Raw genomic sequence first — 14,947 nt, forward strand, 5'->3', positions numbered from 1 at the left:
GAATGGCAATGAAAATGAGAGCAGACCTTAATACCTCACTATTAAACGCCAAAAGTACTATTTTTAAAAACAGTTAGCTTACTATCAATATAAATACAATAACCCTAAGCAAAACCCCTACCAACGATACAGTGGAGAAACATCCTTTACAGGCTATTTGCAAAGCTTAGCGCTTTTACTACGCCTAGAAATTATTATATGGGTTAGTATAGGAGCCAGTATAGATATACTCTGCTATCACGTGTTGATAGCAGTATAATTTTCGAGATATTTAACATCCTTGATGTAATCCTTACTAATGCAGACCTTTGTATGTCTTGCGGTAGCACAATAGATTATTCTAAGATACTTGCCCAAATATTTTAATACAGCTTACTATCGGTATTAAAATCAGTGGTAATAAAAATATCGTATTTTGATTTTGATAAACTAACTTGATAACCTAACAGGTGATACTATGAAATTTGCTAAAACTATCGCAATGACTGCCCTTACTAGCTCTGCCCTTATCATGGGTGGCTGTGCAACTAATGGATACAATAGTGGCTTGAGCAATACCGCTAAAGGTGCTGCTGCCGGCGCTGCTGCTGGTGCACTTATTAGAAGTGGCGGCGATAGCAAAGACATCGCTCGTGGCGCACTTGGTGGTGCTGCAGTAGGCGGTGCTGGTGCTTACATTCTTAACAACAGCAGATAATCACTAAATGATTATTTGGTGCTATCAAGACCGTTTTTAAGCATTTCAACTGCGTGTATTTTAAATTCATTGAATATGTCTAAAACGCTCTAAAATACAAAAAGCCTGCAATCGATGTTGCAGGCTTTTTGTTGGATCGCCTTTTTTAGGCGATAGTTACTACGCTAAAATATCATAGCGATACTGACTATAATGCCCCGCTAAAAGTATCACAAGACTGCACGTTGCCACTTTCCAAACCACGAGTGAACCACTGAACACGCTGCTGACTGGTGCCATGAGTGAAATTATCAGGTACGACTGCTCCACCGCTAGCACGCGCTAAACGATCATCACCGATTTGACCAGCGGCATTGATGGCCTCATCGATATCACCTGCCTCCAAAAACTGTACACGCTCTTGGTTGCGTTGTGCCCAAACCCCAGCAAAACAATCAGCTTGCAGTTCTTGTAGTACTGATAGCTTATTGGCTTGTGCACGAGTGACTTGACGGCTGGCTTCATTAACTTGCTGGCTGATGCCTAACAAAGTCTGTACGTGGTGACCAACTTCATGCGCAATAACATAAGCTTGCGCAAAATCACCCGCTTTACCTTGATTATCTTGGTCGCCAGAGCCTTGCTTATCACCCGTGATACCGAGATTTTGGCGCATTTCTACAAAGAAAGATTTGTCTAGATAGACAGTCTGATCGCCTGGGCAATAAAATGGGCCCGTCGCGGAGCTAGCACTGCCGCAGGCTGAGCTAACTTGACCATTGAAGAGAATCAATGATGGCTCCTGATAGGTGCTGCCTGCTTCTTTGAATATCTGATGCCAAACTTCTTCAGTATCAGCCAAGACTACTTTGACAAACTGCGTATCTCGATCGTTACTTGTCGCAGGTTCGGTAGCGGCACTGCTATTGCCACCGCCTGCTACTACTTGACCCGTCTGTAAAGCGGTCATTGGATTTACCCCAAATACCAGCCATAAAATGCCAGCAATAATAATACCACCGATACCACCGCCTATCATTTTACCGCCACCACTGCTGGTGCGCACATTGGAACTGCCGCGTCTACCTTGCCATTTCATTGTTTCATTCCTCAAATATACGATATATATAGCTACTCGTATTGATGATTTTTTATATAGTGTAATTTTGACTCAATTCTTTATTTTTTTGATCAAATCCGATTTCTAACAAGTAAGTAATCTCAAAGTATTTTTGATAAAGGCTACTTTACTGGGCTCTTGATATCGCACTAATCAAGACATTTAATAACTATTAAACCCCTAATAGATACAATAGATGCTTAAAAAGCATAGTAGAAATCAAGACATCGAATAAGTCATCAGAATAGGGTGATGTCATTGATTATACGTCTATTAATTTGGCTCGTTGTATTAAAAATTATAACGAATAAGTGATGTAAAACACTATTTACAATTTTATTGTTACTTAATTGTACAGCCTATTTCTATTTATATAGAAATCCTATAGAATGCGTGAAAGCTGAGTAGCTGTAACTAAGACTAGTTGAATTCTGAGAAATCTCAGCTTTCAACCTTTTTTGCTGCTACTGATCATTTCATTTTCCCGGAGAAAACCTTATGAACTTAAAATTACTTGCTCTAGCTGGTATCATGACTGCAACTATGGGCCTTACTGCCTGTGACAGCAACAAAGAAAACGCTGCTGAAGATTTATCTGACGCACAAGAAGAAGTGCAAGATGCATCAGAAGAGCTAAACGAAGCTGCTGCTGAAGGCGAAGTAACTGCTGATGCTGACGCTGCTGTTGCTGAAGCTGAAGCTGACATCGCTGATGCTCAAGTTGCTACTGCTACTGACGAAATCGATGCTGAAGTACCTGTAGACGGTACTACTACTAGCGTTGACGTAGCTAGCGAAACTCCAGCTGTAGACGCAGCTGACGAAGTTGTAGTTATTGAAGAACCAGCTCAGTAATTTTATCGTTTATATGATAGAAATACTGTAGTAAAAAAAAGAGAGCCTAAGCTCTCTTTTTTTGTGCGTGTCATTTACGTCATTTACCATTGTTCGTGGTTATTCATAGCTAAACATGATAGTTAATGTCTCTGATCAAATGTAGATCAACCATCTCACATTAATAATAAAGCGTAACTTTAACAACCATCATGAAGTCATGATATATTTATATGTTCAGTTTCATATCATTGATAGTTACTGCTACTCGTCAAATAGACGCTCATCAACTTGTTGACGGAATTTTTGCCCTGTTTTGAAAGTCACCACACGGCGTGCTGATACGGCGACTGGCTCCCCTGTCTTAGGGTTGCGACCTGGACGGCTATTTTTATCTTTAAGCTCGAAGTTGCCAAAGCCTGAAAGCTTGACCTCTTTGCCATCAATTAAACTCTCTGACAATTCATCAAAGAAATTCTCTACCAAACAGCGGCCTTCTTGGCGTGTTAGGTCAAGATGACTCATCAAATGCTCAATCATGTCAGATTTGGTTAAGGTGCTCACAGTACGACTCCTATGCTATGTCGTGATGTCGAATATCATGGTTTAGCGGTATGAGGGTTAATGCTAGCTATTATAAAGGTTTTCTAACCTCTTTTTAACAAAGACTGCTTTAAAATCCTTTATTAATAACCACTTAACTATTTTTATGAAAAAAATTTATAAAATTATAATTCTTATAAATAGCAATGCCCTATAGCCTCTTTAAGAATGAGGCTACAGAGCATGTCTATGATAAGAGTTATGTGTTAGCTGTCACGCAACTTTGCAGCATGTTGCTCAGTTAGTGCTTGTACCACTTTGTCAGTCGCGGTTTTGATGGCGTCATCAGATAGCGTTTGTGCATTGTCTTGCCATATTAGCGCAAAAGCTAATGAGCGCTGACCAGCTGGCACTTTGTCGCCTTGATACACATCAAACAGCCACAGATCAGCCAATAGCTCACCAGCTGCCGCGCGTATCGTCGACTCTAATGTCTGTAAGCTGATCTCACTGTCTACTAAAATGGCAATATCACGGCGTACTTGTGGAAATTTGCTTGGGGTGGTGATGGTATGCTGCTCACGGGTAAGGGTCAGTAATGGCGCAAGTGATAATTGAGCAACCCACGTAGCTGGCAAATCTAACTGCTTAGCCGTGTTAGGATGCAACTGACCCAACCAACCGACATATTCATCATCAATATAGAGCTTAGCACTTTGACCCGGATGCAAGAAAGCAAGCTCACTGCGCTCATAGCGAATACGGGCGCTATCCATTTGTGCAGGTAATAACTGCTCAATATCATGCTTAAGATCATAAAAGTCTAACGCACGGTTTTGATACGCTTGCTCGTCCCAGACATCGCCAACTGCTACTAACGCAATACTTGGTGTCTGCACCAACTCACTAATACTTTGACCAACAAAACTAAGCCCTGTTTCAAAGAAACGAACGCGTGGCTGCTGACGATTGAGATTATATTGCACGCAAGGCAATAAGCTTGATAGCAAAGTACGGCGCATCACGGCTAAGTCACTAGAAATAGGATTGGCCAGTGCCAGTACTTCTCCTAGGACTTTGTCATCGAGCAAGGCTTCTATTTTTGCGTCACTAAAGCTAAAGCTAATCGCCTCCATATAGCCATTATCGACCAGCGCCAGCTTCATCTCGTGTGTCAAGTCTGCGGTATCGTCATAATCCATGCTGACTTGCAAATGCGGCAACACGCTTGGAATATTGTCATAGCCATAGATACGCGCAATTTCTTCGATGAGGTCTTCTTTAATACTCATGTCAAAGCGATAAGAAGGTGGCGTGCAAATCAGGCTATCGGCTTGCTGCACTACCTCAAAGCCCAATTGGGTTAAGATACGAACCATGACTGCTGGCTCAATCTCAATACCGATGACATCACGAACTTTAGCAATTGGTAAAGTAATCGGTGCGCGAGCTGGTAAATGCTCACTGCTTTCTGCTTTTACTATTTGTCCGGCTTGCCCACCAGTAACGCTAGTAATCAAATCAACAGCGCGTGCCAGTGCTAGCTCTGGTAACTCAAAGTCTACCCCACGCTCAAAACGTTGTGAGGCATCGGTATGTAACCCAAAACGGCGTGCGCGCGCGGCAATAGCTAGCTGACCAAAGAAAGCGCTTTCTATAACAATATTGGTTGTGCTATCAGTCACACTACTACGCTGACCGCCCATGATTCCAGCAAGTGCAAGTGCACCTTTATCATCAGCGATGAGCAATTCATCACCGGTTAAGGTAATGGTTTGTTCATTCAATAAAATAATCGTTTCTTCAGGCTGTGCCAAACGCACAACGATATCGCCCTCGATAGTATCGGCATCAAAAGCATGTAGCGGCTGACCCAATTCCATCAATACATAGTTGGTCACATCAACCAAAAAGTTGTGCGAGCGTAGTCCTGACTGCACTAGTGCATCTTGCATCCACTTTGGTGTATCGATGCTACGATCAATGTTGCTAATTGACTGTAATAGATAGCGTGGGCACGCTTCAACTGCACTGACTGTTACGGTTGGTGTTGCTTCATTATAAGTAGAGACAATATTTTCAGGGATATTTGGCATTTGCATCGGCAAATCGTTAATGACTGATATCTCGCGCGCAATACCGCGTACGCTAAAGCAATCACCACGGTTTGGCGTGATAGAGATATCTAGGATTTGATTGTCTAAGCCTAGATATTCACGGATATCCATACCAATTGGTGCATCTGCTGGCAATTCGAGCAGACCATCAATGTCATCGACTAAATCAATTTCAGAAGCGCCGCACAACATACCGTTGGAGGCAACACCACGTAGGTTGCCATTTTTAATTTTAAAGCCTTCTGCGTCGTTAGATGGTAAAACGGCACCAACGGTCGCAACGGGTGCTTTCATACCAACAGTCACATTGGGTGCACCGCAGACGATTTGTAATGACTCAGCGGCACCAATATTTACCTGTGTGACGCGTAGCTTATCAGCATCTGGATGTTGCTCAACGCTGATGACTTCACCGACGACCACACCACTGAAGGCACGGGCAACCGCAAAGCGATCGTCAATCTCAAGTCCTGCCATCGTGAGTTGTTCGGCCAATTGCTCACTAGTATTGTTGGGGTTTACCCATTGACGTAGCCACTGTTCGCTAATTTTCATAAATATCTCAGATCAGAATTTTATAATAAAGGTTTTGGAGTAAAGGTAGAGGTATTATTAAATAATAAAATCTAGCCAAACTGCTTTAAAAAGCGTACGTCATTTTGGAAAAACAAGCGCAAATCATCGATGCCGTAATATAACATCGCGAAGCGCTCAACCCCCATCCCAAAAGCAAAGCCAGTATATTTTTCGGCATCAATACCGCAGTTGGTAAGCACCTGTGGATGTACCATACCGCAGCCCATAACCTCAAGCCATTTACCATTGTCATCGAGGATATCAACTTCAGCTGACGGCTCGGTAAAGGGGAAAAATGACGGACGGAAACGGACGGTCAGCTCTTTGGCAAAGAATGCTTCCAAGAACTCACTAATCAGACCCTTTAGCTCTGCAAAAGTGCTCGACTCAGTGACCATTAAACCTTCTAGCTGATGGAACATCGGCGAATGCGTTTGATCCGAGTCATTGCGATAAACGCGACCTGGGCAAATAATGCGAATAGGCGGTTCATTCTTTTCCATCGTGCGAATCTGCACAGGACTGGTATGCGTACGTAGTAAATAGTGCGCATCAAAATAGAAGGTATCGTGCATCGCGCGCGCTGGATGATGCGACGGAATATTAAGCGCCTCAAAGTTATAGTAATCACTCTCAACTTCAGGACCAGTAGCAACGTTAAAACCTGCTTGTATAAAATACTGCTGCATACGCTGGGTAATCATGGTCACTGGATGCAAATGACCTTTTTGACCACCGCGAGCAGGCAAGGTGATATCAATACTTTCGCTTGCAAGCTTAGCGTTTAACGCTGCGACCTCTAGCTGCTGCTGCTGCGCGGTTAACGCATCTTGAATACGGCTACGGACTTGATGTAACCAGCCGCCGTAGGTTTTTTTATCGTCGCTGCTGAGTTTACCCATCTGCTTTGACCAGCCAGTTAATGGGCTCTTTTTGCCGGTCAATTGCACACGCAAATCTTGCAACGCATGCACATCGGTTACTTGTAGAACCAAGGCTTCAGCGGCACTGGCCAACTCATTTAGCTGAGCTTCATTAAGCTCGCTTAGCTCTGTGGACAAGGTCGGTAGCGCCGACAAATCGGTGGTAGCAGCAGGGGTAGTCATAAGATGCATTCTTCCTGATTTAAACGGACTATTAATAATAGTGATTGGTAATTGTAGGGATTTGACCAAATATTGCAAACCATTTACCCAGTCATTCAAAAATAATACCAGTGATATGAATGGCTTGAATATTTAGACGATAATAAAAGCTATCTCAAAAAAGCATATTTAGCGTTGGTGCTAAAACAAGGCTGTGACATGAAGTATTAAGATAATGTGATATAAAAAAAGCCACCGACCAGCGGTAGCTTTTATTAATATCATACTATTAATCAATATTATCCCTGTCCATATAGATAACTACTTGTAAATTCTGACTAAACAAGCAGCAACCCTAAAGGAAGGTTAATATTTATGCTAATGCCGCTTTTGCTTTTTCGACCAACGCTGTGAAAGTCGCTGCATCATGCATAGCGATGTCAGCAAGTACGCGACGATCGACAGTGATGTTAGCCAATTTCATGCCATTGATAAAGCGGCTGTAGCTTAAGCCGTTTAAGCGTGCACCAGCATTGATACGTGCAATCCAAAGACGACGGAAGGTACGTTTTTTGTTGCGACGGTCACGATAAGCATATTGACCAGCTTTGGTCACTGCTTGTACCGCTACGCGGTAAACACGTGAACGGGCACCGTAGTAGCCTTTTGCGCGTTTTAGGATTTTTTTGTGACGACGATTCGCCTGTACACCACGTTTTACACGGGCCATAAATTACTCCAAGATTTCTTTAATCATTATTAAACGAATCACGATGCCATCGAATAGTAGACATCGCTATCAGATTGCAAAGTCAGATATTTTTAATCTAGTCGCTATAAATTAAACAGCGCTTAATTAAAGCTAAATGACGATAGCCTACTAGATGTATGGGCACATGCGACGAACTGCTGCTTCGTCAGACTTGTCCACCATCTTTAGACCGCGCAACTGGCGAATACGCTTAGCTGATTTCTTGGTCAAGATATGGCTTTTGTTTGCTTGCTTACGCTTGAAGCCGTTCGCTGTTTTTTTGAAGCGTTTAGCTGCACCGCTTCTGGTTTTCATCTTAACTTTCATGATGATTTGCCTCTTTGTCTTTGATAGAACCTGGTCGTCAAATAGTTAATAACGAATAGTGGCTGTAAAAACACCCACTAAACCTCTATTTGCCTCGAGGTGGGAGGCGGTATTTTAGCAGATAATGCACTGTTTTGCCAAGGAAACTTTTACGCCTCGCCTAGGACGTGTCCTCAATCTGAACGAAAGCAAATAAATGGACTAAAAACGGTTAAATTCTGCCAAGCTACGTCAAATAGCTCATCAATATCTCGATATTATTTGCGCTATTTTCCCTTTTTGACGGCAATTTATATCATTCTTATCATCATTTTTAAAATGAGGACACGCCCTAGTAGTCATGACAGTGGATAATGGGTATGAGCCCATTTATAAAGATTTTAGTCAAAACACTCATAAAACTGCGGATTTACCGCCAAATAGATTGAATGTCAGCTTAAGCTGTGCTTAAGTAGAGACTGAACCTTAGTATAAGCTGAGCATTAATAATACAAAGTTATTTATCACACTTATCGAGCGTCTATCGTACGATGATGACGCTACCAACCTACACCATGATTAGCAGCACTCATAGCCTGCAATCAATCTAGGAGATAACGTGTCAAAACAAGAATTAGACTTTGATAACGACATATTTGTCTTTGAAACAGTGATGCGTGTGCGTCATATTGAACTTGATATGGCTCAGTACCTGACGCTCGAATCATTGACGGCATTGCTATGTGAGGCGCGGCAGAGATTTTTTTACTCTAAAGGTATTAAAGAGATCGATGCAGATTATCACGGTTTAATTATCGATGAGTTACAGCTAAGTATTGTCAGTCGCATACGGGCGCGTGAAGAGCTATTATTTGAAGTAGGCGTTGAGCCGTTATACGATAATGGCGGCACTATAGTGATAAAAATTACCCGTATGCATACTGGAGAAACAGTAGCCAAGGCGCGGCAGCATTTTGTCAATTATGACTTTCGCCTCAATAAGTCGATTGCGCTTGATAAAATTATGAAAGAAGCGCTGTACCCACATCTCTATAGGATTTGATATTGAGGACATGCCCTAATGCCAACCGCTTTTTTATTCAGACCATAAATAGAATCAGTTACGATTCACTTATTCCCCTTTGATTTCTATATAAATAAGAAGACAGATATATTATGACTTTACCTGCTTGGCTGGCTGCCATAAAATTTAATACTGATGGTTTGATTCCTGCAATTGCTCAAGATCATAAGTCTGGGCGTGTTTTGATGATGGCTTGGATGAATGCCGAAGCACTACAGTTAACCGCGCAAACGCAGACAGCGGTTTATTTTTCGCGCTCACGTGCCAAATTGTGGCATAAGGGCGAGTCATCGGGTCATACTCAGACCGTACATGATATTCGCTTGGACTGTGATGCAGACGTGATTGTCCTTAGTGTCACTCAGGCTGGCGGTATCGCTTGCCATACTGGTCGCGAGTCTTGCTTCTATCAGCGTTTAGATTTGTCGGGCCAAACGCCTGAATGGCAAACCGTCGATAAGGTATTAAAAGACCCTGCTGATATTTATCATTCAAGCGATGCAGAAAAAGCCACTCCTGAAACTAAAGAGACGCAGGCTAACGATGTAATCCCTTCAGATGCCAATCACAGTCACCATGACAACGACACTACCAATCGCTCTATTTTGCAACAGCTTGACGGTGTATTGGCAGAGCGTAAACATGCAGATGCTGATAGCTCGTACGTGGCAAGCTTATACGCAAAGGGTTTAAATAAAATTCTAGAGAAAGTTGGCGAAGAGAGTACGGAAAGTATCATTGCCGCCAAAGATTTTGCCAATTGCGACGAAAATAGCAATAAAGCGCAATATGATGACGCTCGTCATGAGCTCATCTATGAGGTGGCCGATGTCTGGTTTCATACATTAGTAGGACTGGCGTGGTTCGATATTGAGTCGGATGCGGTATTAAATGAGCTGGGTCGACGTTTTGGTCTATCAGGTATCGATGAAAAGGCGGCGCGATAGTTTCTATAAGCTTGGCGATTGCCCTGTTTGATTATTGTTGATTTCACCTTTTTGTCACAAGTGCAGGTTATAATATAGCTCTGTTTTACTTCGCATTGTATGCCGAGGCTTTTTATTGAGTATAACGATATTCGATACACCCAAAGTAGGCATACAAAGACTGAAAACCAAGACACAAGGATACCTTTATGGGTAGTTTTTCTATTACGCATTGGCTGATTTTATTGGTGGTAGTGGTGGTCGTATTTGGCACCTCAAAGCTTAGAAATGCTGGCAAAGATTTGGGCGGCGCAGTCAAAGGCTTCAAAGAAGCGGTCAAAGATGAAAATACTGAGCATGCTAAAAAGCATGTGGTGCTCGATCATGATGGCAATGCACACACTGAAGAGCGCTCAACAACCACCAAGGTTGATGACACGCATAATGTATAGCCTCTAGACAGTGACCTTTTAGACAATGACATCGGAACATTATGTTTGATATCGGCTTTTCTGAACTACTCCTCTTTGGTGTTATCGCCCTAATCGTCTTGGGCCCAGAAAAACTGCCACAGGCAGCGCGTACCGCTGGGCAATGGTATGCCAAAATTCGCCGCACGGTATCCACCCTGCAATCTGAAATCGAAGCTGAGCTTGATTTGGCAGAGACCCGCCAGCTTATGCAAAAAGAGCTGGCCAAAATTCGCCAGACTGAAGCAGATATGAGGCGCGAGATGGCGGAAATGCGCGGCAGTATGCAAGAGTTTGAATCCTCGCAAAACCAGCATTTAAAAGCATCGCGTGATCCAGGCAATGACAATACGCCTAGTCAAAGTAGTCAAGCCAGTAGTGAGAATGATGATAATCGACCAGTGCAGCCAAAAGCGTTTGACTACGCCTATGACAGTAATAGACAGGCTGAGAAACCAGAAAGCCCTGAGCAGTCATCGGCACAAGGCGATAATGATAGTCCAAAAACTGACTGTAGTGATAACGCCAATCCAGTGTCTCAAACCATCACAACTAGACCGTGGGAAAATATGTGGTTTCGTCTTGGTGCTTATGATAAAGCGCGTCGTTTGCCGCAACCGCCCTACTTACCAAATTATAAAGCCGATATCTTACTAAACAGCCATATAGACAGTCCTTTACCTAAACAGGCTTCTGTTAATGAGCAGGAGAGTCATTAGTGGGCTTATTTAAACGTAAAAAAAGCCGTCAAGAAAAAGTCGCGGATTCAGATATCGAGACCTCAACAGCTACCATTGATGGTAATATCGACAGCAATACTGAGGACTCTGGCGATATCTTAAGCTCACTTGGTGATATGCCTATTACTGAGCACTTAATTGACCTACGTAGACATCTCATAAAGATATGCGTCGCGGTACTGGTAATATTTTTAGCCTTGGTCGGATTTTCACGCGAGCTCTATGATTTTTTGTCCAACCCATTGGTTGCTCAGTTACCTGCCAACTCAACGATGATCGCGACGGATATCACTTCCAACTTTATGGCACCGATACGCCTGACTGTTTTTGTCGCAGCATTCTTTGCAATGCCCTACATTTTGTATCAAATCTGGTCGTTTGTCGCACCCGGTTTATATAAAAAAGAGAAAAAAATCGCCATTCCCGTTTTGATGTCCTCTATATTTTTATTTTATGCGGGTGTGGCTTTCTCTTATTTTATTGTCCTTAAAGGCGTTCTCAAATTTTTTATTATGTTCGCGCCGCAGAACGTATTGCCAATGACCGATATTGATAGTTATTTAAGTTTTGCACTCAAACTCTTTATGGTATTTGGTTTAACCTTTGAGATTCCAGTCGTCACCTTGCTATTGATATTGACGGGCGTCGTCTCCATTCAGAGCCTAGAAGATAAACGCCGTTATATTATTGTCGGCTGTTTCGCCGTTGCTGCGGTTGTTACACCGCCTGATGGGGTGTCGATGTTGATGCTCGCCATTCCGATGTGGTTGTTGTTTGAGCTAGGATTATTTTTAGCGAAAATTTTAATTAAAGAAGAACACAGTCCTGCCTTAGCAAGCGATACAGGGTTAAGTAAAGAATAACATCACTTGTCAGGTACTTATTCCAAAAACAGCCAACGCGCTAATCTGTTACTATAACCTCTTATTTCCACCTTTATTTTCTATGAGTTTTTGTATTATTGTCATGTGCGCTTGCAAGTATTTTGCAATTTCATATGACGAGCCAGCCATTGTCTATGCAGTGGCTTTTTTTACCCCCATCATTTTTGATCCGTTTTACTCTTTTAGGTAATTTTTTATGTCCGCATCTATGCCAGCTTATATGAGCGATCCCACTGATGAGCAGCTGAGCGCGCTTAACATGGCGATGGATCACAAGTCATTTAAAGTGGTGGCTTATGCGGGTGCTGGTAAGACGACGACCTTAAAACTGATTGGTGAGCGTTTGCGTGGACGTGGCTTATATTTAGCTTTTAACAAGACGATTGCCAATGATGCTCGCTCAAAGTTTCCACCGCATGTGGAATGTCGCACCTTTCATTCGCTTGCTTATCGGCATGTCGCCCGTGATATCACTGCTAAGCTGTCGTTGCCGCGTTTTTCACCCAAGCGTTTGGGTGATGATTTGGGTTTGCAGCCCGTGCAAGTACGTCGGCAAATGGATGGTATAAACAAATATATTACCCTCACTCCAGCCCGACTATCGCGATTCGTCAGTGATGCTGTCAGCAATTTTTGTAGTACCCATGCCAGTTATCCTGCCCCTAGACATATATTGTTTCCCAACTGGCTCGATGATTCTGACGCAGAGCAGCTGCGTGAAATGCTCTACCCTGCTGTTGAGCAGCGCTGGTTACAGTCAATTGATGCACGCCATCCTGCTGGTATCGGGCATGATATTTATCTTAAATTATGGGCATTATCGAAGCCTAGTATTCCAGCTGATTTTATTTTGTTTGATGAAGCCCAAGATGCCGATCCCTTGATGATGGGAATTTTAACCCAGCAGCCACGGCAAGTGATTTATGTGGGTGATGCTCATCAGCAGATTTATGAATGGCGCGGCGCAGTCAATGCGATGAAAAAACTACCCTTACCACAAACCTTATTGACCCAGTCATTTCGTTTTGGCGAACCGATTGCTGAGATTGCCAATACTTTGCTCAAAGCATTGCAAGAAGATGTCCCGTTAAAGGGCAATCCGAACAAACAGTCCTCTACCGATAAAGGTATGGTACATAGTAAAAAAGATGCCATCCTTTGCCGCACTAATGCCGCCGCAATGTCGCAATTATTAACTGGATTAAAATTGGGACACCGCGTGGCGCTACAAGCCGATACCGATCGTATGCTTAAATTTTGTCAGGCAGCTGAAAATTTAAAGAATGGTAAATCAGCGTATGGCGTACCCGAACTGGCGTATTTTTATAATTGGGGCGATGTGCAAGAGTATTCTGAAACCAATGAAGGCAGTGATCTGAAAACACTGGTGAAACTCGTCGATGATCATGGCACCAATGTCCTGAGCCAAGCGGTCAATAGTCTCACCAGTATCGAAAATGCTGACTATGTTATCTCCACTGCACATAAGGCGAAAGGGCTCGAATGGGGAAAGGTACAGCTCGATGATGATTTCTATTATGATGTGACGACCAATGCGGTCAAGATCAGCCCAGAAGAATTGCGTTTGCTCTACGTCGCTTGCACACGTGCCCAGAGCAATTTGGACATCCATAATATTAAAGACTTGATATCTGGTTTGCAGACAGGCAAAAAAGTGATTTTTGGCAATACTTAATTTTTCTCAGTTAGTCACTCTCTGTATTTGCCACTCTAAACCTCTAGCCTACCTGTCTTTATGGCAATCCTTTAATAGCACCCTTTTAGCAGTGAACAACAAGCATGAATACTAATCAGCAACTTCAAATACGTCAACATACCATCCGTCAGTTATTCGCCAATCCCGTCCGCCTCCTTGCACCAATGGAAGGTTTGACCGATCCATTAATGCGGCAAATCCTCACGCAAATTGCATCGGACTTGGGTCGCCCTTATGATTGGTCGGTTAGCGAATTTATCCGTGTGACTCAGCACGTATTGCCTGCGCATGTATTTTATAAATACGTTCCAGAACTGCGTCATGATGCCAAGACTGCCTCTGGCACGCCTATTCATGTCCAGTTGCTTGGTAGTGAAGCGCAACTCATGGCAGAAAATGCTGCTTATGCTGCCGCGCTTGGTGCGCCGGCGATTGACATCAACTTTGGTTGCCCTGCCAAGACGGTCAATAGCCACCGTGGTGGTTCAGTATTATTGGATGAACCCGAAACCATGTATCAGATTATCAGCGCGGTGCGGCAAGCGGTTCCCGTTCATATTCCAGTATCAGCCAAAATTCGTTTAGGTTATACCGATACCAGCCGCATGGATGATATCAAAGCTGTGATTGAAGACAGTGGTGCTGATTGGCTAACCATTCACGCACGAACCAAAACCCAAGGCTATAAACCACCAGCCTATTGGGACAAAATCCAGAGCTTTAACACGCTAGATATTCCAGTCATTGCCAACGGTGAAATATGGAATACAGAGCACGCGCAAAACTGTATGACTCAAGCTGGTACAGAACATTTGATGTTAGGTCGCGGCGCGGTTACTCGTCCAGATTTGGTTGCTCGTGTGGATTGCGGTTCAGATGATGCCATGCTAAGTGCGGCAACGTTGTCGTGGGAAGCAATGGTCACCCATCAGATAAGATTTTTGGAAGGTCAGGCTAAAACTGAGGTGATATTAGTGGGTCGTTATAAGCAATGGCTTGCGATGCTCATCAAAGGCTATAGCGAAGCAAAAGTTTTATGGGACAGTATTAAAAGAGAAAAAAATAAAGCAGCTATCATTAGTGCACTGCAAGCCAGTGTGCGCCAATAATAGCTGCTT

15 protein-coding genes are annotated in these 14,947 nt (G+C 43.1%); 9 read left to right on the forward strand and 6 right to left on the reverse strand.

Features of this window, described 5'->3' with window-relative positions; all coding sequences use genetic code 11:
- Nucleotides 1-457 precede the first annotated feature (457 nt).
- Complete coding sequence (locus C8D84_RS10930) at nucleotides 458-697, forward strand: hypothetical protein (protein WP_055125335.1); 240 nt, start codon at nucleotides 458-460, stop codon at nucleotides 695-697.
- Nucleotides 698-884: 187 nt separating this feature from the next.
- Here C8D84_RS10930 and ypfJ read toward each other — a convergent pair whose 3' ends face one another.
- Nucleotides 885-1,775, reverse strand: coding sequence for a KPN_02809 family neutral zinc metallopeptidase (ypfJ, locus tag C8D84_RS10935; RefSeq protein ID WP_045452448.1), 891 nt, complete (start codon nucleotides 1,773-1,775; stop codon nucleotides 885-887).
- A 519-nt stretch (nucleotides 1,776-2,294) separates the two neighbouring features.
- Here ypfJ and C8D84_RS10940 point away from each other — a divergent pair.
- Complete coding sequence (locus C8D84_RS10940; RefSeq protein WP_045452446.1) at nucleotides 2,295-2,651, forward strand: hypothetical protein; 357 nt, start codon at nucleotides 2,295-2,297, stop codon at nucleotides 2,649-2,651.
- A gap of 243 nt (nucleotides 2,652-2,894) precedes the next feature.
- On the opposite strand, the gene C8D84_RS10945 is transcribed toward C8D84_RS10940, so the two are convergent.
- The 5 genes from C8D84_RS10945 to rpmI form a co-directional block, all read right to left on the reverse strand.
- On the reverse strand, nucleotides 2,895-3,194 hold the full coding sequence (locus C8D84_RS10945; protein WP_045445928.1) for an integration host factor subunit alpha: 300 nt from the start codon (nucleotides 3,192-3,194) through the stop codon (nucleotides 2,895-2,897).
- A gap of 245 nt (nucleotides 3,195-3,439) precedes the next feature.
- Nucleotides 3,440-5,845: a phenylalanine--tRNA ligase subunit beta gene (gene pheT, locus C8D84_RS10950; protein ID WP_109592112.1), complete on the reverse strand. Its 2,406-nt coding sequence runs from the start codon at nucleotides 5,843-5,845 to the stop codon at nucleotides 3,440-3,442.
- Nucleotides 5,846-5,916: 71 nt separating this feature from the next.
- Entirely contained in the window at nucleotides 5,917-6,972 is a 1,056-nt protein-coding gene (pheS, locus tag C8D84_RS10955; protein WP_109592114.1) for a phenylalanine--tRNA ligase subunit alpha, read from the reverse strand.
- A gap of 352 nt (nucleotides 6,973-7,324) precedes the next feature.
- Nucleotides 7,325-7,681: a 50S ribosomal protein L20 gene (gene rplT, locus C8D84_RS10960; RefSeq protein ID WP_025651520.1), complete on the reverse strand. Its 357-nt coding sequence runs from the start codon at nucleotides 7,679-7,681 to the stop codon at nucleotides 7,325-7,327.
- A 150-nt stretch (nucleotides 7,682-7,831) separates the two neighbouring features.
- Complete coding sequence (rpmI, locus tag C8D84_RS10965; RefSeq protein ID WP_010197866.1) at nucleotides 7,832-8,029, reverse strand: 50S ribosomal protein L35; 198 nt, start codon at nucleotides 8,027-8,029, stop codon at nucleotides 7,832-7,834.
- Nucleotides 8,030-8,627: 598 nt separating this feature from the next.
- Between rpmI and C8D84_RS10970 the strand changes: the two genes are divergently transcribed.
- The 7 genes from C8D84_RS10970 to C8D84_RS11000 all read left to right on the forward strand — a co-directional run bounded on the left by C8D84_RS10970 (nucleotide 8,628) and on the right by C8D84_RS11000 (nucleotide 14,938).
- Nucleotides 8,628-9,071: an acyl-CoA thioesterase gene (locus C8D84_RS10970; RefSeq protein ID WP_045445921.1), complete on the forward strand. Its 444-nt coding sequence runs from the start codon at nucleotides 8,628-8,630 to the stop codon at nucleotides 9,069-9,071.
- A gap of 113 nt (nucleotides 9,072-9,184) precedes the next feature.
- Nucleotides 9,185-10,039 carry a bifunctional phosphoribosyl-AMP cyclohydrolase/phosphoribosyl-ATP diphosphatase HisIE gene (gene hisIE, locus C8D84_RS10975; protein ID WP_109592116.1) on the forward strand — a complete coding sequence of 285 codons (855 nt, stop codon included), beginning with the start codon at nucleotides 9,185-9,187 and terminating at the stop codon, nucleotides 10,037-10,039.
- A gap of 188 nt (nucleotides 10,040-10,227) precedes the next feature.
- Nucleotides 10,228-10,470 (forward strand): Sec-independent protein translocase subunit TatA, encoded by a 243-nt coding sequence (tatA, locus tag C8D84_RS10980; protein ID WP_109592118.1) that lies wholly within the window; start codon nucleotides 10,228-10,230, stop codon nucleotides 10,468-10,470.
- Between the two features lie 41 nt (nucleotides 10,471-10,511).
- Nucleotides 10,512-11,207, forward strand: coding sequence for a Sec-independent protein translocase protein TatB (tatB, locus tag C8D84_RS10985; RefSeq protein ID WP_109592120.1), 696 nt, complete (start codon nucleotides 10,512-10,514; stop codon nucleotides 11,205-11,207).
- The gene (gene tatC, locus C8D84_RS10990) at nucleotides 11,207-12,091 is read left to right on the forward strand and encodes a twin-arginine translocase subunit TatC (RefSeq protein WP_109592122.1); all 885 of its coding nucleotides are present in this window, start codon (nucleotides 11,207-11,209) and stop codon (nucleotides 12,089-12,091) included. Before tatB ends, tatC begins: the two co-directional genes overlap by 1 nt.
- 217 nt (nucleotides 12,092-12,308) lie before the next feature.
- The gene (locus C8D84_RS10995) at nucleotides 12,309-13,808 is read left to right on the forward strand and encodes a UvrD-helicase domain-containing protein (protein WP_109592124.1); all 1,500 of its coding nucleotides are present in this window, start codon (nucleotides 12,309-12,311) and stop codon (nucleotides 13,806-13,808) included.
- A gap of 104 nt (nucleotides 13,809-13,912) precedes the next feature.
- Nucleotides 13,913-14,938 carry a tRNA dihydrouridine synthase gene (locus C8D84_RS11000; protein WP_109592126.1) on the forward strand — a complete coding sequence of 342 codons (1,026 nt, stop codon included), beginning with the start codon at nucleotides 13,913-13,915 and terminating at the stop codon, nucleotides 14,936-14,938.
- Nucleotides 14,939-14,947: the final 9 nt, after the last annotated feature.

This window comes from Psychrobacter immobilis, from assembly GCF_003148585.1.
GTDB classification, from domain to species: Bacteria; Pseudomonadota; Gammaproteobacteria; order Pseudomonadales; family Moraxellaceae; genus Psychrobacter; species Psychrobacter immobilis.

Bases quoted from the DNA above. Each gene is read 5' to 3' on its own strand.
- C8D84_RS10930 (WP_055125335.1), top strand. From the start codon at position 458: ATGAAATTTGCTAAAACTATCGCAATGACTGCCCTTACTAGCTCTGCC.
- ypfJ (WP_045452448.1), bottom strand. From the start codon at position 1,775: ATGAAATGGCAAGGTAGACGCGGCAGTTCCAATGTGCGCACCAGCAGT.
- C8D84_RS10940 (WP_045452446.1), top strand. From the start codon at position 2,295: ATGAACTTAAAATTACTTGCTCTAGCTGGTATCATGACTGCAACTATG.
- pheT (WP_109592112.1), bottom strand. From the start codon at position 5,845: ATGAAAATTAGCGAACAGTGGCTACGTCAATGGGTAAACCCCAACAAT.
- pheS (WP_109592114.1), bottom strand. From the start codon at position 6,972: ATGACTACCCCTGCTGCTACCACCGATTTGTCGGCGCTACCGACCTTG.
- rplT (WP_025651520.1), bottom strand. From the start codon at position 7,681: ATGGCCCGTGTAAAACGTGGTGTACAGGCGAATCGTCGTCACAAAAAA.
- rpmI (WP_010197866.1), bottom strand. From the start codon at position 8,029: ATGAAAGTTAAGATGAAAACCAGAAGCGGTGCAGCTAAACGCTTCAAA.
- hisIE (WP_109592116.1), top strand. From the start codon at position 9,185: ATGACTTTACCTGCTTGGCTGGCTGCCATAAAATTTAATACTGATGGT.
- tatA (WP_109592118.1), top strand. From the start codon at position 10,228: ATGGGTAGTTTTTCTATTACGCATTGGCTGATTTTATTGGTGGTAGTG.
- tatB (WP_109592120.1), top strand. From the start codon at position 10,512: ATGTTTGATATCGGCTTTTCTGAACTACTCCTCTTTGGTGTTATCGCC.
- C8D84_RS10995 (WP_109592124.1), top strand. From the start codon at position 12,309: ATGTCCGCATCTATGCCAGCTTATATGAGCGATCCCACTGATGAGCAG.
- C8D84_RS11000 (WP_109592126.1), top strand. From the start codon at position 13,913: ATGAATACTAATCAGCAACTTCAAATACGTCAACATACCATCCGTCAG.